Annotated in this window: 22 protein-coding genes; 8 read left to right on the top strand and 14 right to left on the bottom strand. The window is 49.2% G+C overall.

The genetic code is table 11. From position 1 onward, the window contains the following. The first annotated feature begins 86 nt into the window (after positions 1–86). From JKP77_RS07770 to lipA, 4 genes are all read left to right on the top strand, one after another. Positions 87–1,226, top strand: coding sequence for a serine hydrolase (locus JKP77_RS07770; protein ID WP_420840061.1), 1,140 nt, complete (start codon positions 87–89; stop codon positions 1,224–1,226). A gap of 152 nt (positions 1,227–1,378) precedes the next feature. Further along, the gene (gene ybeD / locus JKP77_RS07765) at positions 1,379–1,645 is read left to right on the top strand and encodes a DUF493 family protein YbeD (protein WP_218310721.1); all 267 of its coding nucleotides are present in this window, start codon (positions 1,379–1,381) and stop codon (positions 1,643–1,645) included. Then, the gene (gene lipB, locus JKP77_RS07760; protein WP_218310619.1) at positions 1,646–2,302 is read left to right on the top strand and encodes a lipoyl(octanoyl) transferase LipB; all 657 of its coding nucleotides are present in this window, start codon (positions 1,646–1,648) and stop codon (positions 2,300–2,302) included. After that, positions 2,295–3,257 (top strand): lipoyl synthase, encoded by a 963-nt coding sequence (lipA, locus tag JKP77_RS07755; protein ID WP_218310618.1) that lies wholly within the window; start codon positions 2,295–2,297, stop codon positions 3,255–3,257. The genes lipB and lipA overlap by 8 nt, the downstream gene beginning before the upstream one ends. A gap of 97 nt (positions 3,258–3,354) precedes the next feature. Here the strand turns inward: lipA and JKP77_RS07750 are convergent, their stop codons facing one another. From JKP77_RS07750 to JKP77_RS07735, 4 genes are all read right to left on the bottom strand, one after another. After that, positions 3,355–5,067 (bottom strand): GGDEF domain-containing protein, encoded by a 1,713-nt coding sequence (locus JKP77_RS07750; RefSeq protein WP_218310617.1) that lies wholly within the window; start codon positions 5,065–5,067, stop codon positions 3,355–3,357. Further along, the gene (locus tag JKP77_RS07745; RefSeq protein WP_218310616.1) at positions 5,060–5,275 is read right to left on the bottom strand and encodes a hypothetical protein; all 216 of its coding nucleotides are present in this window, start codon (positions 5,273–5,275) and stop codon (positions 5,060–5,062) included. Before JKP77_RS07745 ends, JKP77_RS07750 begins: the two co-directional genes overlap by 8 nt. Before the next feature lie 50 nt (positions 5,276–5,325). Further along, on the bottom strand, positions 5,326–6,120 hold the full coding sequence (locus JKP77_RS07740; protein WP_218310615.1) for an SAM-dependent methyltransferase: 795 nt from the start codon (positions 6,118–6,120) through the stop codon (positions 5,326–5,328). Positions 6,121–6,635: 515 nt separating this feature from the next. After that, entirely contained in the window at positions 6,636–7,979 is a 1,344-nt protein-coding gene (locus JKP77_RS07735; RefSeq protein WP_218310614.1) for a M24 family metallopeptidase, read from the bottom strand. A gap of 213 nt (positions 7,980–8,192) precedes the next feature. Between JKP77_RS07735 and ansA the strand changes: the two genes are divergently transcribed. The 3 genes from ansA (at position 8,193) to JKP77_RS07720 (ending at position 11,583) form a co-directional block, all read left to right on the top strand. Then, positions 8,193–9,200 (top strand): asparaginase, encoded by a 1,008-nt coding sequence (gene ansA / locus JKP77_RS07730; RefSeq protein ID WP_218310613.1) that lies wholly within the window; start codon positions 8,193–8,195, stop codon positions 9,198–9,200. Between the two features lie 3 nt (positions 9,201–9,203). Continuing rightward, positions 9,204–10,043 (top strand): DUF2797 domain-containing protein, encoded by an 840-nt coding sequence (locus tag JKP77_RS07725; RefSeq protein WP_218310612.1) that lies wholly within the window; start codon positions 9,204–9,206, stop codon positions 10,041–10,043. A 79-nt stretch (positions 10,044–10,122) separates the two neighbouring features. Further along, the gene (locus JKP77_RS07720) at positions 10,123–11,583 is read left to right on the top strand and encodes a GGDEF domain-containing protein (RefSeq protein WP_218310611.1); all 1,461 of its coding nucleotides are present in this window, start codon (positions 10,123–10,125) and stop codon (positions 11,581–11,583) included. A gap of 60 nt (positions 11,584–11,643) precedes the next feature. On the opposite strand, the gene JKP77_RS07715 is transcribed toward JKP77_RS07720, so the two are convergent. The 9 genes from JKP77_RS07715 to JKP77_RS07675 all read right to left on the bottom strand — a co-directional run bounded on the left by JKP77_RS07715 (position 11,644) and on the right by JKP77_RS07675 (position 21,014). Beyond that, the gene (locus JKP77_RS07715) at positions 11,644–11,862 is read right to left on the bottom strand and encodes a hypothetical protein (RefSeq protein WP_218310610.1); all 219 of its coding nucleotides are present in this window, start codon (positions 11,860–11,862) and stop codon (positions 11,644–11,646) included. Between the two features lies 1 nt (position 11,863). After that, positions 11,864–14,662, bottom strand: coding sequence for a DUF349 domain-containing protein (locus tag JKP77_RS07710; RefSeq protein WP_218310609.1), 2,799 nt, complete (start codon positions 14,660–14,662; stop codon positions 11,864–11,866). Beyond that, complete coding sequence (locus JKP77_RS07705) at positions 14,652–14,945, bottom strand: YeaC family protein (RefSeq protein ID WP_218310608.1); 294 nt, start codon at positions 14,943–14,945, stop codon at positions 14,652–14,654. Before JKP77_RS07705 ends, JKP77_RS07710 begins: the two co-directional genes overlap by 11 nt. Then, entirely contained in the window at positions 14,942–15,271 is a 330-nt protein-coding gene (locus tag JKP77_RS07700; RefSeq protein ID WP_218310607.1) for a hypothetical protein, read from the bottom strand. The genes JKP77_RS07705 and JKP77_RS07700 overlap by 4 nt, the downstream gene beginning before the upstream one ends. A 172-nt stretch (positions 15,272–15,443) precedes the next feature. Further along, positions 15,444–17,102 (bottom strand): alanine/glycine:cation symporter family protein, encoded by a 1,659-nt coding sequence (locus tag JKP77_RS07695; RefSeq protein WP_218310606.1) that lies wholly within the window; start codon positions 17,100–17,102, stop codon positions 15,444–15,446. Positions 17,103–17,142: 40 nt separating this feature from the next. Then, a complete protein-coding gene (locus JKP77_RS07690) occupies positions 17,143–18,270 on the bottom strand; it encodes a M14 family metallopeptidase (protein WP_218310605.1) in 1,128 nt (375 codons plus the stop codon). 181 nt (positions 18,271–18,451) lie between these two features. After that, positions 18,452–18,979, bottom strand: a complete 528-nt coding sequence (locus JKP77_RS22665) for a TlpA family protein disulfide reductase (protein ID WP_218310604.1) — start codon at positions 18,977–18,979, stop codon at positions 18,452–18,454. 329 nt (positions 18,980–19,308) lie between these two features. Further along, positions 19,309–20,754 (bottom strand): glyceraldehyde-3-phosphate dehydrogenase, encoded by a 1,446-nt coding sequence (locus tag JKP77_RS07680; protein WP_218310603.1) that lies wholly within the window; start codon positions 20,752–20,754, stop codon positions 19,309–19,311. Between the two features lie 116 nt (positions 20,755–20,870). Further along, the gene (locus JKP77_RS07675; protein WP_218310602.1) at positions 20,871–21,014 is read right to left on the bottom strand and encodes a hypothetical protein; all 144 of its coding nucleotides are present in this window, start codon (positions 21,012–21,014) and stop codon (positions 20,871–20,873) included. On the opposite strand from JKP77_RS07675, the gene JKP77_RS07670 reads away from it, so the two are divergent. Continuing rightward, positions 21,013–21,768 carry a DUF2989 domain-containing protein gene (locus tag JKP77_RS07670; RefSeq protein WP_218310601.1) on the top strand — a complete coding sequence of 252 codons (756 nt, stop codon included), beginning with the start codon at positions 21,013–21,015 and terminating at the stop codon, positions 21,766–21,768. The two genes, JKP77_RS07675 and JKP77_RS07670, sit on opposite strands and share 2 nt — an antisense overlap. Before the next feature lie 87 nt (positions 21,769–21,855). Here JKP77_RS07670 and JKP77_RS07665 read toward each other — a convergent pair whose 3' ends face one another. Further along, positions 21,856–22,326, bottom strand: coding sequence for a hypothetical protein (locus tag JKP77_RS07665; RefSeq protein ID WP_218310600.1), 471 nt, complete (start codon positions 22,324–22,326; stop codon positions 21,856–21,858). Positions 22,327–22,623 lie beyond the last annotated feature (297 nt).

Genomic DNA, 22,623 nt, shown 5'->3' with positions numbered 1-22,623 from the left:
TTTAGTATTACGGTAGAACAGTAAATATAATCATGTACAAAAAATTAAACTGCGCTAAAAAAACTGCCTTCTCCCATGTTATTGCCATGCTCACTATGTTGTTGGCAGCTTTCACATTTACTGCATCAGCGGCTGTGGTAACGCCACCGCCACCGGGTGTAGCAGCCAAAGGCTTCGTGCTGATGGATTACAATACCGGTCAGTTAATTGCTGAACAAAATGCGGACATGCAATTGGCGCCCGCCAGTCTGACAAAAATCATGACCATTTATGTGATTGGTAAAGAGTTGCAGGCCGGTAATATCTCGTTAAATGACGAAGTAACCATTTCTGAAAATGCCTGGGCGAAGAAATTTCCAGACTCCTCGAAAATGTTTATCGAGGTGGGAACGAAAGTTAAAGTTACGGACTTACTGCGCGGTATCGTCGTGCAATCTGGCAATGACGCCTGTGTGGCGATGGCAGAGCACATTGCGGGCTCTGAAAGTGCGTTTGCCAGTATGATGAATGCCCATGCGCAGTCGCTGGGTATGACCGCCAGCCACTTTGTGAACAGCCACGGCCTTCACGACCCGGATCACTACACGTCACCAAGAGACATGGCAATCCTATCTCAGGCCTTAATTGAAGAAACGCCTGAAATGTACAAAATTTACAGTGAAAAAGAATTCACCTACAACGGCATTAAACAATATAACCGCAACAGCCTGTTGTGGGACAAAAGTCTGAATGTAGACGGCATTAAAACCGGTCATACCTCTGACGCCGGCTACAGCCTGATCACCTCAGCAGAGCAAGGTGATATGCGCCTTATCTCTGTAGTTATGGGAACTGACAGCGAGCGTGCCCGCAAAGTCGAAAATAAAAAGCTGCTGCGATATGGCTTCCGCTTCTACGAAACGGTCACGCCTTACAAAGCGGGTGAAAGCTTTGTCGCCCACCGTATCTACATGGGCGACAGAGAGACGGTAGACCTTGGAATTAATCAATCTACCCCCATTACCATTCCCCGCGGACAGGCTAAGAACCTGGAGGCCAACTTTGAGCTAGACAAAAAGCTTGAAGCTCCGCTGGCGAAAGGCCAGGTGGTTGGCACGCTTTACATTCAGCTTGAGGGTGACGACGTAGCGACCTATCCATTAGTAACGCTACAGGAAGTGCAGGAAGGCAGCTTCTTTGACCGTATTTGGGACTGGTTGTTGTTACAACTGGGCTTTGAAGGATAATTCACCCCGCTGACAATCTGCAGAGCATTCGTTGTCATGTGTTCAGTGTTTAGTACATTTTTGAATACATAAGCGATACAGGCTCTGGTTCAGGGACGGCCAGATTTGATACAATCCGGCCGTTTTTGTATTTATACTTCTACCAAGGATATCTGATGGATACCCGTTTTGATGAATTGTTGGAATTTCCGACGCACCAGACATTTAAAGTAATGGGTGTAGCCCATGAAGATTTACCCGATCAGGTAGTAGCCTGCCTGCAGGAACATGCACCGGGAGATTATTCACCGGCCGTGAAGCCAAGCAGCAAAGGAACTTACCATTCCATTTCTATCAGCGTTCGCGTTACCAGCAAAGAGCATATGGAAACCATCTACGAAGAGCTGGCCAAAATTGAGCTGGTAAGGGTTGTTCTGTAAGTGACAGCAAGTGATGATGTACTGATCATTCGCCAGCTGGGCAGACAGGCCTATGAGCCAGTCTGGCAAAAAATGCAGGCAATGACGGATACCCGTGACGACACCGTAACCGATGAAATTTGGCTGGTCGAGCATGATCCGGTGTTTACTCAGGGACAGGCAGGTAAAGCCGAACACATTCTGATGCCGGGCGACATTCCGGTGGTTCAGGTAGACCGCGGTGGACAGGTAACCTATCACGGGCCCGGTCAGCAGGTTGTCTATCTTCTGCTGGATATTAAACGACGAAAGCTGGGCGTGCGCCATCTGGTTACAGCGATGGAGAATGCGGTGATAGCTCTGCTTGAAGATAGCAACATACACGCCTACGCAAAGAAAGATGCGCCTGGGGTCTATGTCGATGAGAAGAAAGTCTGCTCACTGGGGCTTCGAATTCGACGTGGCTGCTCATTTCATGGGCTGGCACTAAATGTTAATATGGACCTCGAGCCCTTTCAGCGAATTAATCCCTGTGGCTATGCGGGTATGGAAATGATTGATACCGCCCGGTTAGGTGCCGTTGATTCTCTGGCCGATGCAGGCCCTGCTCTGGTTGATAAGCTGCTTGACGCGCTGTCAATCCGGAACACACTATATAAAGAAGGTTTTGATGAGTAACGCACGACCTAAAGCCGGAGTCAAACTCCGCGATGACGAAAAAGTTAAGCATATTCCGGTCACCATTGTTCCTACTGAAAAAGAGGAAATGCTGCGTAAACCGGAATGGATTAAAATCAAGTTGCCGCGCACAACGGATCGTATTGATCACATCAAAAAGACACTGCGCAAAAATAAACTGCATTCGGTGTGTGAAGAAGCCAGCTGCCCTAACCTGGCGGAGTGCTTCAACCACGGGACCGCGACGTTTATGATCCTTGGCGATGTGTGCACACGTCGCTGCCCTTTCTGTGACGTGGCTCATGGTAAGCCTTTACCACCCAGCGCAGAGGAGCCACTGAAACTGGCAACCACAATCGCTGAAATGAAACTGCGCTACGTCGTTATCACCTCGGTTGATCGCGACGACCTTCGCGATGGCGGTGCACAACACTTCGTTGACTGTATTAATGCCATTCGTGAACATAGCCCGGAAACGACTATTGAAGTTCTGGTTCCGGATTTTCGTGGCAGAATGGACCGTGCGCTTGAAATCTTCAAGCAAGGCGTGCCGGATGTATTTAATCACAATCTGGAGACTATCCCGCGGCTATATCGTGAATGTCGGCCAGGTGCAAACTACCAGTGGTCACTGGATTTGCTGAAAAAATTTAAAGCGCAGCACCCGGACATCCGAACCAAATCCGGACTCATGATGGGAATGGGTGAAGAAAACGAAGAAATTGAAGGTGTGTTACGCGATCTGCGCGAGCATGGCGTCGATATGCTGACACTGGGTCAATACCTCCAACCCAGCCGTCACCACTATCCGGTAAAGCGCTATGTGCACCCTAAAGAGTTTGATGCGCTTGGCGAGTACGCAAAATCTATTGGCTTTAGTCACGCCGCGTGCGGACCGATGGTTCGCTCAAGCTATCACGCTGACCAGCAGGCAGCGGGCCAGGAAGTGAAGTAAAACGGATAAGTCTGACAAACATTAAAAATCCCGCGATTGCGGGATTTTTTGTATTTGAAACACAGCATAACAAGATTAGACATCCCTTGCCGCTTTCTTAGATCGGGTTAATTTCACTATCATACTCATACACCCTATTACGTCCATACTGCTTAGACTGATAAAGTGCCAGGTCGCACGCGGATGATAAGTTTTCAAAGTGATAACCTGCCTGCGAGGTGTCGGCGACACCAAAACTGGCGGTCAACGTAAACCGGTGCCCCGTAGGTTGTGACGATATATTTTCAATTGCAGCACGGCACGCTTCCGCCACAGCGAGTGCCCGTTCAGCGTTGCAATCGGTGATCACAATGCCGAACTCTTCGCCGCCAAGACGCCCCAGTGTCATCGTAACATCACAGGTGTCTGATAAAGCCCTCACTACTTCTCTGAGCACCCAGTCACCAATTTGATGGCCATAGGTATCATTAATCTGCTTGAAGTGATCAAGGTCCAGCAGCGTCATGCTAACAAACGTATTCTGCTGCTGTGCTTTGCTCAGCAACCGCTTAGAGCGCTCTTCAAAATAGCCACGATTAAAAATCCCGGTTAGTGAATCCTTGCGGGCCAACTCTCGAAGTTTAATTTGCACTTTGCGGCTGCGATACGACCAGAAAATCAGACCGGCCAATAGCAATGACACCAGCGACAGGGCAAGATAAAGCTGCTCCTCCCGCACTTCAGCCAGCTTATTTTCTTTATCCAGTAACGCCATCGCTGACTCAGCTTCCGCGATTTTAAATCTGGCTTCCTGGCGTGCGAGAGACTGTGCAATCTCTCTGGAATGAAATTCCTTTCTCAGTGTCAGTTTCTCTTCCAGATACCGCACTGCAGCCTCATAGTTCCCTGTCGCTTTTTCTGCTCCAATAAGCACTTCCAGCGACTCAATCCGACCGGACTCATATTGACCACCGGTATCAATAGACAGCGCCTCAGATGCCAGCGCTTTGGCGTTGTCCCAGTCTTCTTCTAATAACGCCAACTGGGCTTTTCCTACCGTAAAAGAGGATTTCAGATGCGTAAAATCTAAATCCAGCTCCTCTATAAGGGCACCGGTCTTGCGAGCAATCTGTTTGGCTTTATAGACATCCTCAATCTTCACCAGGTGACGTAACAACGTATTGTGGTTAATGGCATGAAAAAGTTTATGTTGTGCAGCCGCACAGACCGCAATGGCATTTTCCAAAGCCGGCTGATTGAGACTGCCATCGTTTACTTCTTCCTCGATTTGCATTTTAAGTGTGACAGCATAACACCGATCCGACTCAGAAATATTGTCGGAACTCAGCAGTGTTGATATGTAGTACATGGCCATGTCGAACTGATCAACGCGCTGATAGAAACTAATGAGCCCAAGAATAGCATTCATCCGGTCCTGTTCCGTCATACCGTCCAGCCGGCTTTCCAGCTTCTCGGCCAGTGTGAAGCTTTGTGCCCACTCTCCGGAATAGGCGGTGAGGCTCAACATGGTTACCATCAGCCTGTCTTCAATGTGGCTGCCACCGGCCTCTTTTATTAACGCTTCAAATCGTACCAGCGATTCCGGAATGCCATGACTGAATGCAAAAAAATAACTCTCCAGGTAACGGTAATGGAGTTTTTCTTCATCACTGAGAGATTGCATATCAATCTCGGATAAACTGGCCCGGGCGCTGCTTGGATCCGACATCCGCTTAGCGTCAATCTCAGCCAGCACGGTATTTTCCGCATTAGCTGAGAAACCACACAGGCAACTTAATGTTGCCGCTATCAGTATAACTCTCTTAAGCAAGGGAAGGTTTCTCAGGTTCGTCATCCGGCTCAGGCACTGGATCGTTCGGGTCATGTGGTTCACTAATGATCATTGACGCATTCATTTCCGCTGCCCCGCCTTTTAGTAAGTCAATCTGACGACGCTGCTCACTGGTAAGTGATACGTCGTCGGCAGTGGCGGCTTCCTGCCCAAGTTTGTCTAATAACTCTAAGGTACTGGTGGTCATATCTGCTCTCCATGACGCGTTTGATGTAAACGTTGCATAACTACAACAGGCTATTGATTTAACGAAATAATTTCTTCTTTAATTTGCGTTGCTGGTTTCATTTTCACGGACGGCGGGACCACTAATGTTGTCACAGGCGTCAAGTCTGCTTCCGGTAGGGCCTCCAGCGTTATCCATTCAATTCTCACCTTATCAGTTATCAATGTCGGGCATTCGTAAAGCGCAACAGGGTGCGTAAGCGGATAGTTCTCGCTGAGAATTCTGACCAGTATTTTTCTTTCGTCTGGAGAGCTGACTCGTTTAGATACGCTGATATCACCGGCCAGCGCTATCTGCCACAGGATAAGGTAGGCTGATGGATCGAGACGCCGTTCATAAAATACAACCTGACTGGCTTCGTAATGCTGGCATCCGTAATCCCCAGGATCAATGCCCATATCAGCGTACAGACAGTCTTCTGCGGAGATCCCAGGTTCCATTCTGGCTGAATAACCTTCACTGCGTAATTGTTTTACCGCCTGATGTGGCACCCGTGCGAAAACCCCGGGGTGGCCATAGAATGCGCCGACGACCTGCTTTCCGGCGCGGACTTCCTGTGTAATGGCCTCCAACATTTCACGGTAGGTGATCCGTCTGTCTTTGTTCTCACCATACATGCCCTGTAATGACCTGACATCCTCGTTCATGAGGGCTATCCAACTCTCCATGATGGGGTGACAACTGGTGAATACCAGGTCGGCATTTTCTATTAGCTTTCGACAACGCTGCGTAATGTGTACACCCAATGTCATACCGGGCCCAACACATACCAATGATCCTTTTTTATCTGACTCTGACACGTCCATCTTCTTCGTTTTTTTCAACCAGGGAAGATGCGAATAAGTCTACGGTCGCTTCGCCCGACCGCCAGTTGACGAATCAGGACAACCTTTTCAGGCCTGGCGGGTTACGTCAAAGAATGCAACCACGACCTGATGTCTGCCTGTATCCCCGGCGAGCCTGTAACCACACATTTTCGGCGTTAGACTTTTAGGTACGGACAACTTCCCGTCCATGTGGCCCCTGCCCGACAGTGGCATAATTCAGGACTCGCTGAGTGACGATAGACTTATTCGCATCGCCCCTAGTATGCCGAAAAAAATGCAGCGAGTAACCATTAAATCATTAGTAATCATAGGATTTCTGATGCAGGCGATGATGCTGCTGCACCAGACTGGCTAAGTACATGACAGTAAAATGAGAAACGCAATCGGCCTCAATATGGTGTTGACGCACCTGGCTAACGTCACTCCGATCTATTCATTGTCCCTTTCCCCGGGTAGGCAATACCGGAATTCGGACAAACACCGCTTACTGGTGCTTATTCAGAGCGAATAAGATGAAAGCGCCTCTGACGTCCATCCATGAACTTAACCTGCTTTCCGTCAAAAAAAGCCTCTTCTTCAAGCATAATGCGGATGTCGCCACCCCAGTCAGGCATCGGAACCGCAGCATTTAATTCAATAGAATACGCGGTATTTTTCTGCATCGGGTAATCTCCCCCCACCGGCACGCCGGATTGGGAATCCCACATGCCAATGGTGGTACCTGCCGCATGCCCATGGGTGCCAATCGGATGGGTATAGATAGTAGGAGTAATGCCCTCTTCAATTGCTTGTTGTCTGGACATCGCCAGAATGTCATTGCCCGTGCGGCCTAGTTTGAAGTGGCTCATCAGAATATCCTGTAGACGATTTCCCTTCTCTAAAGCCCGTACCAGCGCCGCAGGCGCTTGCGACTCTCCTGGCTTTAACACGTACGCATGTTGCTGCTGATCGGAGTTCAGTCCCAGATAGGTAAGACCAAAATCAACGTGAAGTAGATCGCCCGGCTGGATCACGGAGCTTGTGCTTTTACTGCTGAAATCATTATCTTTCGAGGCGTCCGGACGCTGCAATGACACGCTGGGGTGAAACCAGTTGTCCATCTTCAGCGCCTGAGACTGTTCTTTCAGCCACCATTCGATATCTTGTGTCGTTGTTTCGCCAGGCGTGACGACCTCATTAGAGAAAGCACGGGCAATCAACTCATGCCCCTTCGCGACAAGCGTAGGGTAAATCTCCATTTCGGTTTTTGTGCGGGTTTCCAGCCAGGCAACAGACAGATATTCGGCACTGACCAGCCGCGAGCGCAGTGACGCGTCAAGTGCGTCGGTTAACAGGGTATATTCAGTATGTGTCAGGCCATCTGCCAATCCGAAGTGTAACGACTGATTAATACCAATTTTGCCCGGATTTCGTTGTTTAATTATCTCAGCAAGCGCCTGATATTGGTCTGGCTGATTATCAGGATCCCAGGCTTTTTCGAACACTTCACCCACATTATATCTGGCAACTGCCAGGTATTCCGTGTTGTTGCTTTCTTCGTCATCAAAGATGACTAACATCGTACGACGGCGCGCTGACTCCCACGATGAAGGTAACATGGTTTTTAATACCGGATCTTCATTGTATTCCCGGGCGATAAGTACCCACATATCAATGCCCTGGCGACGCATCAGCGCTGGTAGCATAGTGGTCAGTCTATCGTTCACCACCTTATCTCTGAGTTGTGCGCGGTCTTTTAACGACAGTAATGATGTCTGTTCGCTTAAGGCCGGCTGGCTGATAACCATCGTTGCCCCTAACAGTGCCGTTGCCAGTGCCAGGTGTTGCAGCAGTTTCATATCGAATCATCCCGTTTGTTATCGTTGTTATGGTATTCCCTGCCACCAGAGTCAATCCGCGGTTCTCGCGGTTATCGAAGGTCACAGAGTGTAGTGAATATGTACAAGTGTATTGTTTTCACGGTGCCCCGGCTTATGCAAGGGTTTTTACGCGAATGGATGACATCATGCGATGGCCTGATACAATGGCGCGAAAAATCACGGCAGACTTCCATGCGCAAACACATTTACATTGCCTATACCGGTGGCACTATTGGCATGAAACCCTCAGCTCAGGGCTATGTTCCTGCTGCGGGCTTCCTGAATGACACACTGGCATCAATGCCTGAGTTTCACCGCCCGGAAATGCCGGCATTTACCCTTCGCGAATACAGCAATCTGATTGACTCGTCCGATATGGATCCTACTCACTGGCAACAAATTGCAGACGATATTGCTGCAAATTACGACAGTTACGATGGGTTTATTATCCTTCATGGCACTGACACCATGGCGTATACGGCGTCGGCACTTAGCTTTATGCTTGAAGATCTGAGTAAACCGGTGATCGTTACCGGTTCACAAATACCACTTGCTGAGCTACGTTCAGACGGTCAGGTGAATCTTCTGAACGCGCTCTATATTGCAGCCAACTACCCCATCGCTGAAGTGGGTCTGTTTTTTAATAACCGGCTTTTGCGGGGTAATCGCAGCCGCAAAATTGATGCTGACGGTTTCAATGCTTTTGAATCACCCAACTTCCCGCCCTTACTGGAAGCAGGAATTAACATACGTCTGAAAGCCGGCGAGTTAGCAAAGCCGTCAACCCGGCCACTGTCAGTATCCGGCGTGAAGGCCCAACCGATTGGGCTTGTCAGCCTGTATCCGGGGATTTCGCCGGCGGTGTTAAAAAACACCCTGCAGCAACCGGTGAATGCGTTGATTCTGCTTAGTTATGGCGTAGGGAATGCACCGCAAACCCCTGCACTTCTGGAGCAGTTAAATTACGCCCGGGAGCGGGAAATTCCTGTGTTAAATTGTACGCAGTGCCTGCGCGGCCGCGTCAATATGGGCGGTTATGCCACTGGCCACGGCCTGCTTGAGGCTGGTGTGCTTTCAGGTAGTGATATGACCCCGGAAGCAGCACTGGCAAAACTGCATTATCTTCTTAGTAAACCCCTGTCGTTCGCGCAACGAAAGCAAGCACTGGTTGCCAACCTGCGCGGCGAATTAAGCGAGTAAAACATGACAACAACCCTTACCGGTACTATTCGTAAAATGCGGGTATCGGCGCAACAACAGAATCAGGTTTTTTATCAGCTGCCGGTTGCCGATGATGTCATTAACATGAATGACTACATTGGCGAAAAAGTTAGTGTCAGCCATACCGGCAATATCTACTGTGTTCACTGCAACAGCAAGACCAAAAAGAGCTTTAACCAGGGTTACTGTTACCGCTGCCTGATCACGCTTGCGCAATGTGATAGCTGTATTATCAAGCCTGAACAGTGTCATTATCATGAGGGCACTTGCCGGGAACCTGAGTGGGGCGAAACGCATTGCCTCACCGACCACTTCGTTTACCTTGCAAATACCGGTACGCTGAAAGTGGGAATTACTCGACATGTAACCGACACCGTATCCTCGCGCTGGATGGATCAGGGCGCGACGCAGGCTCTGGTTATTCTCAGAGTGAAAGACAGACTCACCAGTGGTGAAGTAGAAACGCTCTGCAAACAACACATTGCCGACAAAACAAACTGGCGTACCATGTTAAAAGGCCAGCCGGACAGTGCTGACCTGATTGAAAAACGCGATGAAATTTTACACGCCATTAAAGATGACCTCGATGCTCTGAAGCAGGAAAAAGGTCTGCAGGCCATCTCCGAGGTGGACGCCGAGCCACTCGCTATCCGCTACCCGGTGTCTCAGTACCCGGATAAAATCAAATCCATTAACCTGGACAAAACGCCCGAATTTGAAGGCGTGTTGCAGGGAATTAAGGGCCAGTACTGGCTATTAGACGGCGACCGGGTAATAAATATGAGGAAATACGCGGGTTACGAACTGAGTATCACCTGCTAATGCGCAATTAAGGTGCAAGGAAAGCGCTTTCATGGCAGAATAAAAATCACGCTGTTAGCAGGTACTGGGTGAAGTAGAAGTGGAATCAGCACGCGAGCTTACCGCACTGGGAAAATCTGTCAGGTTGTTAAGCGCCTCTGTATGGGGCCAGGGTCTGGTAGTCTGCGTGCTGTGGCTGCTGGTCTTTCAGATAGGACGTCTTGGCGAGCTTGAGGCACATGCAAGCGTATGGTTCCCGGCTGCCGGCCTGACGTACGCCGCTTTACTACTTGCAGGTGCTGCCGCACTGATTCCCCTGACGGTTGCCGCTATTGCAATTACCTTCTGGACAACCAACTACTATCAACTCGACTTGACGATGACACAGAATGTCATCGCCGGGTTTGCATTTGCATTTGCCCACCTGCTTCCGTATTACCTTGGTAGCGTAGTCATGCGGTTTATTGCCAACCGGTTTAAAGGACGCCTCCCGGTCATCATTTTGAGCTTTTTACTTAGTGCCCTGATTTGCTCCGTGCTGGCGACCATTGCCGTTATGGTTGCCCTGAGCAGCACCGGTATGATGCCCGCCAGTGATATCCGCCAGACCTGGTTTCCGTTTTGGATTGGTGATCTAGCCGGGGTGGTTGTAATGACACCGGTATTTCTGTCTGCACTGCGATACATATATCCGGACTCCCGCTTTTCACTGAAAATTTATATGTACAGCGATACGGCCAGATACTCCAGCAGCGTTGGGTGGAAATTAGCGGTAAATCTGGCGCTTATATTGAGCTCTACCCTGCTCGCCTATGGATTGGGAACCGAGGAGAGTGCCTTTGCGATTTTCTTTCTGGCAATCGCGCATATGTGGATTGCCTGCACGGAAAGCCCGTTTATAAACGCTATCAGCCTGGCGATGAGCAGTTTCCTGATTGCGTTTATGGTGGCCGCGCTGGGCCTCGAAGAGTTTATTATGGTTTATCAGTTTGCAATTATTGTGATCGCCAGTAATGCCTTATTTGGTGTCGCCCTTCCTAAACTGGTGGCAGATAACTTTGAATTAAAAAGACGTATTAGCACTGATGCACTTACCTCCGCAGCCTCCCGCGAACACCTGCATCAACACGCCGATCGTGTATTTATGCAGGCGCAACAATATGACTTTCCCGTATCACTGATAATCATAGACGTGGATGAGTTTAAGCAGATTAATGATACTCACGGTCACCAGGCCGGTGATGACGCTCTCAGGCAGCTTTGCCTCACTGCAAACCAGCTACTGCGGCCAACAGACATGCTGGCGCGCTTTGGCGGCGACGAGTTTGTTGTACTGTTACCAGATACGGCAGACGAAGAAGCTGCGCAGATAAGCGAACGACTTCACAGTAAGATTAATCAGATCGACCTTGGCTTTGCTCTGACAACCAGTCTGGGCGTCGCGACTCGCGAGCAAAATGAGGGGTTTGCTGAGGTATTCCGGCGAGCGGACAGTGCTTTATATCGCGCGAAAAAGCAAGGACGCGATCAGGTCACGACGGCGGAACCCGCCCAGAAGTGAGGCTATGTCATCAGACACGATGAAAAGGTTCCATTGCCAGCCTTCGTGAGCAAGCGCCACTCAGGACGCCTCTTCCCCTTCAAGCTCCCTGGCTAAATCATCAAGTCTGGACAAGGTCGCGTCAAACGCACCCAGTGCGTAACGGTAGCGAACAAAAACATAGCGATCACTTCGTCCGTACTTTACTTTTAGCCCTTCCGCATCCACGTGCTTTACCGTGTTCAGAAACCGGTAAGCAAGACTTTCTGACGGAAAAACATATTCAATACTATTTTCCATCTCAATCTTGCCTTGGTTCGCCTGTGATCAGTAAATTCAGGCACTCGTTGATTCTTGGAATTAGTGGCAGATCCTGCTCGCCGACTTTGCCGTGAGACAACCACTGTGCCAGCAAATCATCCTTGTCCCAGGATTCGCCGCGCTCCAGTTTTGCTGTGAGCAGCGCCAGCTGAACCGTTTTCCGAAGTTCGCTATCTGCCGGTCCGGACGGCAGATCAAGGATGACCTCCAGTGCCGTCGTTAACCAATGGCGCTCCCGCTTAGCTACATCAGAGCCTCGCAGTGCATCCTGCCACGTTTTATCCAGTTCGCTGACCAGATCGGTATCCAGCGACGATACAGAGTGCTCTGTCAGCTCTTTGATGACATCGGCTAACACCTGATAGCGTTTGCGGCTGCGATCTTCAGCACGCTTTTGTTGCTCGCGCTGGAACGTCTTGTGCAACGCATTGAGTTTCTTCTCAGCCTGACCTTTTGCATTTCGCGGCAGGCTGTCAGCCAACGCCTGCAAATCGTCAAGTGCCTGAGCGCTGTTGCCAGGGTTGTCCGAATGTAATTGTTGCTGAACGTCCTGTGCTTTGCGCAGAAAAATGTCCAGTTCAGCATTGCTTTCATTACGTTGCTGCGCTCTCGCAGTTTTGAGTTTGGCAAACACAGTATCATTGGCATCTTTGAACGCCTGCCATAAGCGAGTTTCGTAGCGACGGCCGGCGTGTTCAATCCCTTTCCATTGTTTTTGCAGCGCCTGCGCCTGCTCCGCGGCTTCAAAGACATCATCGTGGACGGACAATGTGCGTGCTTCTTCCACCAGCTTCTGCTTCTTCTGTCGGTTCTCCTGCTGCCAGCTGGCAATCACGTCCTGAGCGGGTGCTAATGCATCGTCAAACGCTTGTTTTAGTGTTTCATAGGTTTGTTTATCTACCTGACCGCTTTGTCGCCATTGCTGCTTAAGCTTATCCAGCTGTTGATACACGCTGGCAGGAGCAATGTTCACATCCAGCTGTTTAGCAGCATCAACCAGCGCGTTTCGCTCTGTCGTTGCCTGTTCACGCTGCTTTTCAAGCTCTGCATAGTGCTCCCTGCATGGAGCAAACGCCTGCTCTAGCAAGGTATCGAAAGTAGCCTGTTCTTCCTGATTGTCCCCACCTGGCACGTTGAGACTTTGCCACTGCTTTCTGAGATAGCGAATAGCCTCAGCTCTCTGGGCGATACTCTCAGGTTCAGAGGCGGCCAGTGCTCTGGCCTCATCAATAAGCGCGGGACGTCGCGGTGCGGCCAGATAGCTTTGCCATCCTTCGAGACGCTGAACATCCTGCTGTGCCTGCTCAAAGCGACGTGATAGCGGGGATTTTTCTTTCTCTGTCAGCTGTTGATACTGCTCATCGAGTTTCTGAAAGCGAGCCATTGCGGCACGAAAACGCCCTTTGTCAATTAAGTTGACCACGGCGTTAATGTGTTTGCGACATTGTTTTATGCGCTGATCGGCCTGCGCCCGCTCCGCACTCTCCTGCGCTTTCACTGCCCGCTGACTTTCCCGCCAGCGGGCTTTCCAATCCGCCGGCACGTGCTTGAGATGGGTGCTTAGCTCGCGCCACTTTGCGGATAGCGCGGCAAAGGTTTCCGATGTATCTGAATCCTCGCTCTTGGAGCTCAGCGCTTCGAGCTCTTCCAGAATGTTGACCGCTTTTATCGCCAGCTGCTGCTGCGCTGAAAATGCATCCAATTTATCGGTAAGTGCTTTTTGTGCCAGCAGCAACCGCTTAATACCGGCCGTATCTTCCGACATTTGCCGCAACGTTTCTGCTTTTTCTTCCAAAAGTCTTACGTCTTGACTGACGCTCTCTACATCCTTCAACGTCGCCTCACACAAGCGCTCCTCGTACAAGGAATCGACCGACGACGTGGCGGTTTTCAGCAACGCCTGCATCTCAGAGATTTGCTGCTGTTGGGCAACAGCTGCCTGTCTGGCCTCCCACTGCGGACGGATATTTTCAAGGTGCCGTTCGACCTGTCGGCTGATACGCTGATATTTCTCGGTGAATGATTGCTGAAGCACATCTGTCAGACAATGGTGGTCGCCCCAGGCGCTCTCGTATTCTGCACGTAAACTGGCACTCGCCTGCTCAATAAGCGCGAAATCGGATTTATCTGTCAGCGCCTGAAGTTTAGAGAGGATCAGAGTGAGTGATTTTTCCAGCTGGAGCGGCTTCTCCTGTGCTTCACGCAGTGACGTAAGACGACGTTCAACAACATCAAGACATGCCTGGTCTTCAAATTTACGGCTTAAACGCTGCAGCAAGTCCGTATCCTGAGTATCCTGTAACAAACGTTCGGTTAACTCAGGATCGCGCGCATTAAGCAACAGACGTTGCGTAAAGGAAGGTTTTGCCATTCGTTCGCACAGACTGACAGTGAAAGCGGTATCGGCAAGTAAGTCAGAACGTACTTCAATAGCGCGGGCTATCAAATCGCTGCCGGCAGACTCCAGTAAATAGGCTTTTCGCTCGGTGTCCGTCAGAAGCGTCTGATCTTCGTCGAACAGCCCACGCTCAACACGCTGCATAGCAACGCGTTTTATTTTATCTACGGCAGCGATTTGCGACATTTTTTGCCACAATGCAAACGAGTCAAGTTTCTCCAAAGCGGCAAGACTCACGTCCGGGTCCGCATCATTAAAAGCTAACTCATGAAGCACTGATTTTTCTTCAGGCTTTTCGGTGTTAAGCGTCTTTATGGCTTCTTTACGTTTCGCCGCCTCCGGACTCTTATACGCCGGAGTAAATAGTCGACTAAATATCATCCTGTTTAAACCGCGCTATTGTGTGCTCCTCATGCTGGGAGTCTGCCAGTTCTTTTTTGAAATCCTGTTTGCGCTTATGCACTATCTCACCGTCTGCGTTAATGGTCATATGTTCCGTAGAGCGTTCAATTTTCGCCTGATACAACATGACAGCCTGCATGGTATTTTCCTTTTGCTCTTCGCTCAAAGGCGTCCCGTCAGGCCACTTCCCTGTCTCAACGGCCTGACGAAGACGGGCATACACTTCTGGTGTCATTGCTGCAAGTATTGCTTCTAAATTCATGATTTAAATCGTTTAATGATCAGTATTCTTACACGGTTAATTACATACCAGACGAAGCCAATGATCGACGCCATAATGGCGATATTGTGTTGCATGTCGCCCGGACGTGCGCCGCCCCAGTACATAAATCCAAACCCGGCGACAAAAATCAGCATCGCGATTAATGACTGATTCTGAATGCTTTGTAGTTTCTGAAATCTTACCAGACTCTGTTTTCGCTCAATATCTTCAGAAGAGGCGTTACCAATCGCAAAACCACAATGCGGGCAGGCGTCGGCTTTATCTGAAGTTTTTTTGTTACACGAGGGACAAGTCGTTAATGCCATGTAGTGCTCCTGTCTTTTGTGATGTAAACGACGTAACCAGGGCAGCGATGGTATTTGTTAACAAACAGCAAAAAATGCGGTTTGGATCACGATTGGTATAAAGAAAAAAGCGTGACGACACAAACCTAACGGCTACCACATTTGCATCGACACGCAGTTTATCAGTTAACGGTTATTTATGTACGCGTTTCCAGTAGTCATTCACCGTTTCTTTCATCTCTCTGCTCAGCATCACAATGCCAAAGAGGTTTGGTAATGTCATTACGACAATAGCAACCGCAGAAAGTGCCCACACCAATGTGGTATCAGAAAAGGCTGCCCACACAAAGCCGGCAACGTAGATTACTCTGTATGGCATCACGGATCGCGGCCCCAACAGGTAAGTCATTGCACGGTCACCATAGTAGGACCAGGCGATCGCCGTGGAGAAGGCAAACAGCATCAGACCCACCGAGACAATATACTGACCAAAGTCGCCAAAGTAGCCTCGCGTAAACGCAATTGTCGTTAGCGCTGCTGAATGCACCAACGATTTTCCGCTGACTTCCAGGTTGTCTTTGACCGGTTTACCGTCTTTGATTTCCAGCGTACCGGTAAACAAATCTTCGGAACCCACTGAGTAAGTCACGTCTTCAGCAACCGAACGTGCGTTCAACAATGTAAAGCCACTGCTTACTGCCGTGCCGTTTACCACGGTAATTGCGCCGGTATAAGGCTGAACGTCATTGCCGTCGATGTCATTCAGATATCCGTAGAGTTTATCTACGTCTGCCTGATCACTGTCGTCATACTGTCCGGTAACAAAGTACATGTCTGAACGGTCAAATGTGTTCTCGTGTTTTTCTTTCCACACCCCGGATGACAGGATAACCAGACCAGTAATGGTACAGATAATAATGGTATCGATGAACGGCTCAAGTAAGGACACCATTCCTTCTGATGCAGGCTCTTTGGTTTTCGCCGCCGCGTGTGCAATAGGTGCTGAACCCTGACCCGCTTCGTTGGAAAACAAGCCGCGGTTAACCCCACGGTTAAACGCATAGGCCAGTGATGCGCCCAAAAAGCCGCCCGCTGCCGCCGAACCTGTGAAAGCGTCACTCACAACCGCGACAAACGACGGACCGATGTTTTCCAGGTTAGCAAAAATAACCGCCATGGCGCCGATGAGGTAAATCACCGCCATCAGGGGAACCACTTTTGCTGTAACAGCGGCGATGCGCTGAATACCGCCGAGAATCACCAGAGCCAGTAAAATGCCAAGTACACTGCCGACAACCCAGGGCTCAAAACCAAATGTTGCTTCAATGCTTTGCGCAATACCGTTACTTTGTGGCAGGTTACCGGTACCAAAAGAACTGACGACCGTGGCGATAGCAAACGCGACAGCTAGCCATTTCATGTTCAAACGTCGGTCCATGTAATACATGGGGCCGCCGGCCATAGTGCCGTCTTCGGTTTTCACCCGATATTTGTGAGAAAGGGTAACTTCCACAAACTTGGTTGTCATACCAAGAAACGCAGTAGCCCACATCCAGAATAGCGCTGCAGGTCCGCCCAGGAAGATTGCAAACGCCACCCCACTGATATTACCGGTACCTACTGTACCCGAAAGCGCAGTGGTAAGCGCACGGAAATGTGTGGTATCCCCCGGGTCAGTGTCTTTATCGAACTTACCGGTCACCACCATCCAGGCGTGTTTGAAGAAACGGATTTGTGGAAATTTAAGATAAATTGTGAAAAATAAACCCACGCCAAGCAGCACGAACGGAAACCAGTCCGCGCCCCCCAGCAGGCCATCCAGCCCCACCAGAAAATTATATAACCCTTCCAACCTGAGTTCCCCTTATTCTATTTTTGTTATTTATGTTTGTTTATCGTAAATCGTCAACCACCGCTCTCACGGCAACCAGCAAATCTTCGCCAAATTGCTGGCAGCGCTGAACGGACCAGCCAAACACCTGGTCTGGCAGGTTATCATTATCTTTAAACGGCATTTCCACAGTATACGCCAGACACGCAAACTTCTGGCCGACCGCGTTTGATGCCACAGTCAGGTTTGCTTCACCCGGTTTGTCTTTCTCGTAACCAAAGGTATCCTGAAACTCAGGTGTCGCGGTTAACAGCGCCGATTTGAACGCGTTTTCCAGCGACTCCAGACGTGCATCATATGCCGGAATTCCCTCACTACCTGCGACGAAATTGTATGGCAGTGCTTCATCGCCATGCAAATCCAGGTACATATCGACACCGGTTTGCTCCATCGCGTTCATCACGTACAGCACCTCCGGGCTTTTCAACGCAGTTGGCTCTGCCCACTCGCGATTAAGGTTCGTGCCTACCGCATTGGTACGCAGGTGGCCGCGAGCGGCACCGTCAGGGTTCATGTTCGGAACAATGTAAAACACCGCTTTGTCCAGCAGTTGGCGTCCGACACCATCCTGTTCATCGAGCAGACGGGATATGATCCCTTCAGCGCACCACTCTGCCATGGATTCGCCGGGATGCTGGCGGGCAGTGATCCAGACTTTCTTTTTCTCTGGCTCTTCTTCCCCTATCACCAGCATAGACATATCGCGACCATCCAGCGTCAGACCGAGGAAGCGATGCTCACACAAAAGCGACATCTGCGCACTGTGAATTAAATCGAGGTGGCGTTCATAGCTGTAAGGGATGAAATAAGCAAAGTACACGCTAGGTTGTTCCAGCGTAAGTGAAAACGACAGGTTATCGCCATCAAACTCACTGGGAACACGGAACCAGTTTTCACGGTCATAAGAGGCCAGCACGTTATACCCTTTCCAGCCTTCCGGATACGCCGACTTTGCCAGCTCTGAGATCGTAATACTATGCGTCTCAAAGGTGTCGCCAATCAGGCGAAAGTGAAACCACTGGTAAAAGTCAGATTGATTGTCTTTGGGAATGGTAAGAACGATATCGGAGGCATCGTCAGCCTTAACAACGTGGATATTTCCACTGTCAAATTGACTAGAGATATGCATATTCTGTCGGATCCTTATTATTTTCGGCTAATTTAGCACAGACAACCCGGGAAATACTATTGAATCCCCGGCAGTTGATGACGCTTTATACTGCGATATCTTTACAATTCTAACGACGCCGTTCGGTCATCGTCTTGATGGAATTGACTTTCAGATAATGCTGGCCTGTTGGTTCAGGATATTAGTCTGCCAGCCAGGTTCGGACCTTCAGCCCGGCTGCAGAGCTATAGCCCATTGTCCGATCTACGACGTGGTAATCTTTGTTTAGCAGATAATATGTTGGGAACCCGGTAATTCGGTATTTTTCCTGAAGTTCGCTGCTGCCCAGATACACCGGCGCCTCAATACCAACATCATCCACAAACGCCTGCACCTGCTCCGCAGATTCATAATCAAGGGCAATGCGAAGTACGTGAAAGCGGGCGCTGTCTACGTAATCAAGATTGCCAATACTCGCTTTACAAATGTGGCACCAGGGTGCAAAAAAATAAACAACGGTAGGCTTCTGTCCATCTGGCTGCATGATGTGCATTTCACCACTGAGATCCACAAGTCGTGAGCTGCCCTGGGCAACCGAGTCCCCCTCGCTAAGCAAATTACGATTCTGCCATGCTGACACGGCGATAAAGATAAGTATAAGAATACTGCCGTCTCTGACCCATCGCGCCCAGCGAGGTGTCTTTCTGGCAACAAAGTTTGGCTCTTTCACAGATACCCTGGCTCTTTATTGTTATTTATTCTGATTCGCTGTAGCTGCGCTATCCTGCGCCCCCGCGATTGTACCGCACCTGCCAGCAACAATGCGTCACTCCACATGGCTAAACGCAATCGAACCGAGTTGGTCCTGATACCGGGGTTACTCTTATACAATACCCGGCCATGTTACTTTCTCCGGCGCTGACAACACACTAAAAACGATAACTGGCAACTACCGACTGCTGCATGTCGTACTTGCCAATCCGGCTTCAGCTCTCACAAGATATAAAAAAACCGGCAAAGGGTCTACCTCGCCGGTTTGTTATTCTCTTTACGCGACCATTATACAGGCAGTGTGGGGAAGCTCAGTCCGGCCATATCGCGAATACAACGCATAACCTGACAACTGTACCCGAACTCATTGTCATACCACACGTAAAGCGTCAGGCGGTTCTCTGACACGATTGTGGCCTGAGAATCGACCACTGACGCGGCTCTTGATCCAACCAGGTCGGTAGATACTATTTCTTTGCTTGCCGTGTAGTCTATCTGATGCTGCAGATTTGAGAACAACGCCGTATCGCGCAGAAACTCATTCACTGCGACTTTGTCAGTCTCTTTTTTCAGATTCAGGTTCAGAATTGCCAGAGAGACGTTCGGTGTGGGTACGCGGATAGCGTTACCCGTTAACTTGCCGGCAAGTTGCGGGTACGCCTTGGCCACAGCTTTCGCTGCTCCGGTTTCGGTGATAACCATATTCAGTGGTGCACTACGCCCGCGTCGCTCTGCCTTGTGATAGTTATCAATCAGGTTCTGGTCATTAGTGTAAGAGTGTACCGTTTCCACATGGCCATTTTCGATGCCGTACTCTTCATCTAAGGCTTTTAAAACCGGCGTGATGGCATTCGTGGTACAGCTGGCAGCAGACAGAATGGTGTCTTCCGGCAAAATATCGTTATTGTTTACACCGTGAACAATGTTCTTTATGTCGCCTTTACCAGGAGCCGTTAAGATCGCTTTCGCTGTCCCTTTGGCTTTCAGATGTAATCCCAGGCCATCGCGATCGCGCCAGATACCGGTATTATCCACAATGATGGCATTGTTAATTCCATACTGCGTGTAATCCACTTCATCCGGGCTGTTTGCGTAAATCACCTGAATATAGGAGCCGTTTGCTTTGAGTGCATTGCGCTCATGGTCCACGGTGATACTGCCATTGAACGGGCCATGTACTGAATCGCGTCGCAGCAGGCTGGCACGCTTTTCCAAATCACCATCGCGGCCACCACGAACCACAATAGCGCGCAAACGAAGCTTGTTATTTTTACCCTGGCGTTCAATCAATAAACGCGCCAGTAAACGGCCAATCCGGCCAAAACCATAAAGCACGACATCCTGAGGTTCCTGATCGTCATCCTTATCTACCACGTCGGACAGCTTTTCGTGCAGGAACGTATGCAAGTCTTCCTGATCAACAGCAGCACCGTAGTTGAAGTCAAACGCCAGTTTTCCAATATCAATCTGTGAAGGGGCAAGCTTCATTGAGCTCAGCGCGTGCAGAATCGGATAGCTTTCGCGCAGACGCAGCTTGATACCTTCGTGCAGACGGACTTTACGATGTGCCTTGATGACGTCAATGGCACTGGCATTCAGAAGTGGGCGGCCATAGACTGAAATTTCAACGGCGTGATTTCGATAAAGCTTTCCAATCAGCGGCAACATCATTTCCGCGTATTCCTGACGCTCCTGCCAACTGCTTTGTAGTTCCTGTTCAAACTGTTGATTCATGCTCTTGCCTTCATCAGATAAAATTGTGGGACTAAGCACGTCAAGACGGGATATTATAGGGTACACTGAGGTGAAGTTATTCGTCTGACGGCGACGAACGCTATTTTAATTAAACGTTAAGGGAACACCAAATTGTTGAAAATTTTCAAAAAAGCCAATGGAAGTGGTAATTTTGGCGCTTTGTTTAGTAATTTTTCCACAATACCAGCCTGCATCATTTTATTCGTATCTGTTCTGGGCCTATCTGCTTGTTCTGACATGTTCGAACCTACCATCTCCGAAATTTGTCAGGAACAGGGAGAGTTCTGTACCGACCTTAACCAGGATCATCAGTGCCGCTACGAGAAAGCAGAGATTATTCGTCATCGCTATTACCACCAGAACGAGGCGACAGACGGACATAAATACGACTTGCTGCTGAAGTTCGAAGACTACCTCACGTGTATTGAAAAAGCCGCACATATCGAGCACAAAAAGATACGGGATAAAGAAGCGACGCGACTGAAAGGCGTATTAACGGCAAGAAAGGAAATCGACCGGTTATCCAGAGAAACGCGACAGTCTGCTGATCCTTACCTCTCCTACTATCAGTGGTCCCGCTATGGCCACGAAGATGCCCTGCAGCGCTTCATGCACTACAGCCGCACCGGTCAGGTTAATGATCCTGAATTACTGGTTAATCTGGCGTCCATACAAGTGAAGGACGATCTCAATGCGACAATCAATACGCTGTACAAAGCATTGTCGCTTTATCCCGGCAGTGATGAGGTTGATGAAGAGATTTATGCAACATTGGTCACCATCGGAATGGAAAAAGAAAACTACCGGATGGCTTACGTGTGGGCAGGAGTGCTGGCTAACTACAATGATAAGGTGAATTCTTCTCAGCAAGCTGCACTGGCACAGAAATTCGGGCTCCCCGCAGACGTATTAGATGATGTAACCGAAGACATCACATCCGCGCTGGACAGCGGTAAGTTTGATGCGCAGGCGCTGGGGCTTTATCGACTTTGATACGAGTATTGTGAAAGCAACTTTCAGAAAAAACAGCTAAAGTTTTTTGTGATAACCAGTATTTTTAGCCGGAATAGTTCTCTGGCTTTATAATGCTGGTTGTTTTTTATCCATTAGTTCAGTTTGCCGGGGCGGAATCAGATTGTCAGGCTGCGACTCTGGCTTATAAACAAAGCCATAAGTTTCCAGCCATTTACATGCTGGTTCCAGTGCATTAAACAGGCTCGCATTAACACCAAGCTCGAGATAAATCCTAACCAGGTATGACTGCACGTTAATAAGTGGGTTTTCCGATAAATTAACCAAGGCGACGGCACGTAAACCACCCTGTCTGGCTCGGACAATTTCAGGTTTTAATAATTGCGTCACACCTTCTGCTATTTCGAGATCTTGGTGAAGCACAATCAGATCAGCCCATGTTATCGAGCGCAGCCTCTCAATATTTCTGCGATAGGCACTGACAAACTCACCAACTTCTCGAGTAGTCCAGTGACCCGAGGCATGTGTCAGCATCACATCATTGGCGGGAACAGTATAAAACCGGGAAACGTTAGTCATGACATCTATCTGTATAAAATAACTACAAAATAACTACAAAATAACTACAAAATAACTACAAAATAACTACAAAATAACTACAAAATAACTACAAAATAAACATACTTCAGGTGTACGGAAATGCAAGTCGTTATGTGCACTTTCGCAGTTTAACTTAACGATTTTTTCAGTGGTGAGAAAAGGCGAGAATGATGTTGGGGATGACGTACTGACAACCAGCGTGTTTTTTGCCGGATTATGCAACGATATCAGGCACATCGCTGTATCAGCGTTGATTACGCATCGACGAATATGAAA

The sequence above is a fragment of the Alteromonas antoniana genome, from assembly GCF_019249295.1.
Classification (GTDB): Bacteria; Pseudomonadota; Gammaproteobacteria; order Enterobacterales; family Alteromonadaceae; genus Alteromonas; species Alteromonas antoniana.
Note: the sequence above shows the minus strand (reverse complement) of the source record. Positions and strands in the feature narration are given on the sequence as shown.

Bases quoted from the DNA above. Each gene is read 5' to 3' on its own strand.
- JKP77_RS07770 (WP_420840061.1), top strand. From the start codon at position 87: ATGCTCACTATGTTGTTGGCAGCTTTCACATTTACTGCATCAGCGGCT.
- lipA (WP_218310618.1), top strand. From the start codon at position 2,295: ATGAGTAACGCACGACCTAAAGCCGGAGTCAAACTCCGCGATGACGAA.
- JKP77_RS07745 (WP_218310616.1), bottom strand. From the start codon at position 5,275: ATGACCACCAGTACCTTAGAGTTATTAGACAAACTTGGGCAGGAAGCC.
- JKP77_RS07740 (WP_218310615.1), bottom strand. From the start codon at position 6,120: ATGGACGTGTCAGAGTCAGATAAAAAAGGATCATTGGTATGTGTTGGG.
- JKP77_RS07735 (WP_218310614.1), bottom strand. From the start codon at position 7,979: ATGAAACTGCTGCAACACCTGGCACTGGCAACGGCACTGTTAGGGGCA.
- ansA (WP_218310613.1), top strand. From the start codon at position 8,193: ATGCGCAAACACATTTACATTGCCTATACCGGTGGCACTATTGGCATG.
- JKP77_RS07725 (WP_218310612.1), top strand. From the start codon at position 9,204: ATGACAACAACCCTTACCGGTACTATTCGTAAAATGCGGGTATCGGCG.
- JKP77_RS07715 (WP_218310610.1), bottom strand. From the start codon at position 11,862: ATGGAAAATAGTATTGAATATGTTTTTCCGTCAGAAAGTCTTGCTTAC.
- JKP77_RS07710 (WP_218310609.1), bottom strand. From the start codon at position 14,662: ATGATATTTAGTCGACTATTTACTCCGGCGTATAAGAGTCCGGAGGCG.
- JKP77_RS07705 (WP_218310608.1), bottom strand. From the start codon at position 14,945: ATGAATTTAGAAGCAATACTTGCAGCAATGACACCAGAAGTGTATGCC.
- JKP77_RS07700 (WP_218310607.1), bottom strand. From the start codon at position 15,271: ATGGCATTAACGACTTGTCCCTCGTGTAACAAAAAAACTTCAGATAAA.
- JKP77_RS07690 (WP_218310605.1), bottom strand. From the start codon at position 18,270: ATGCATATCTCTAGTCAATTTGACAGTGGAAATATCCACGTTGTTAAG.
- JKP77_RS07680 (WP_218310603.1), bottom strand. From the start codon at position 20,754: ATGAATCAACAGTTTGAACAGGAACTACAAAGCAGTTGGCAGGAGCGT.
- JKP77_RS07670 (WP_218310601.1), top strand. From the start codon at position 21,013: ATGTTCGAACCTACCATCTCCGAAATTTGTCAGGAACAGGGAGAGTTC.
- JKP77_RS07675 (WP_218310602.1), bottom strand. From the start codon at position 21,014: ATGTCAGAACAAGCAGATAGGCCCAGAACAGATACGAATAAAATGATG.
- JKP77_RS07665 (WP_218310600.1), bottom strand. From the start codon at position 22,326: ATGACTAACGTTTCCCGGTTTTATACTGTTCCCGCCAATGATGTGATG.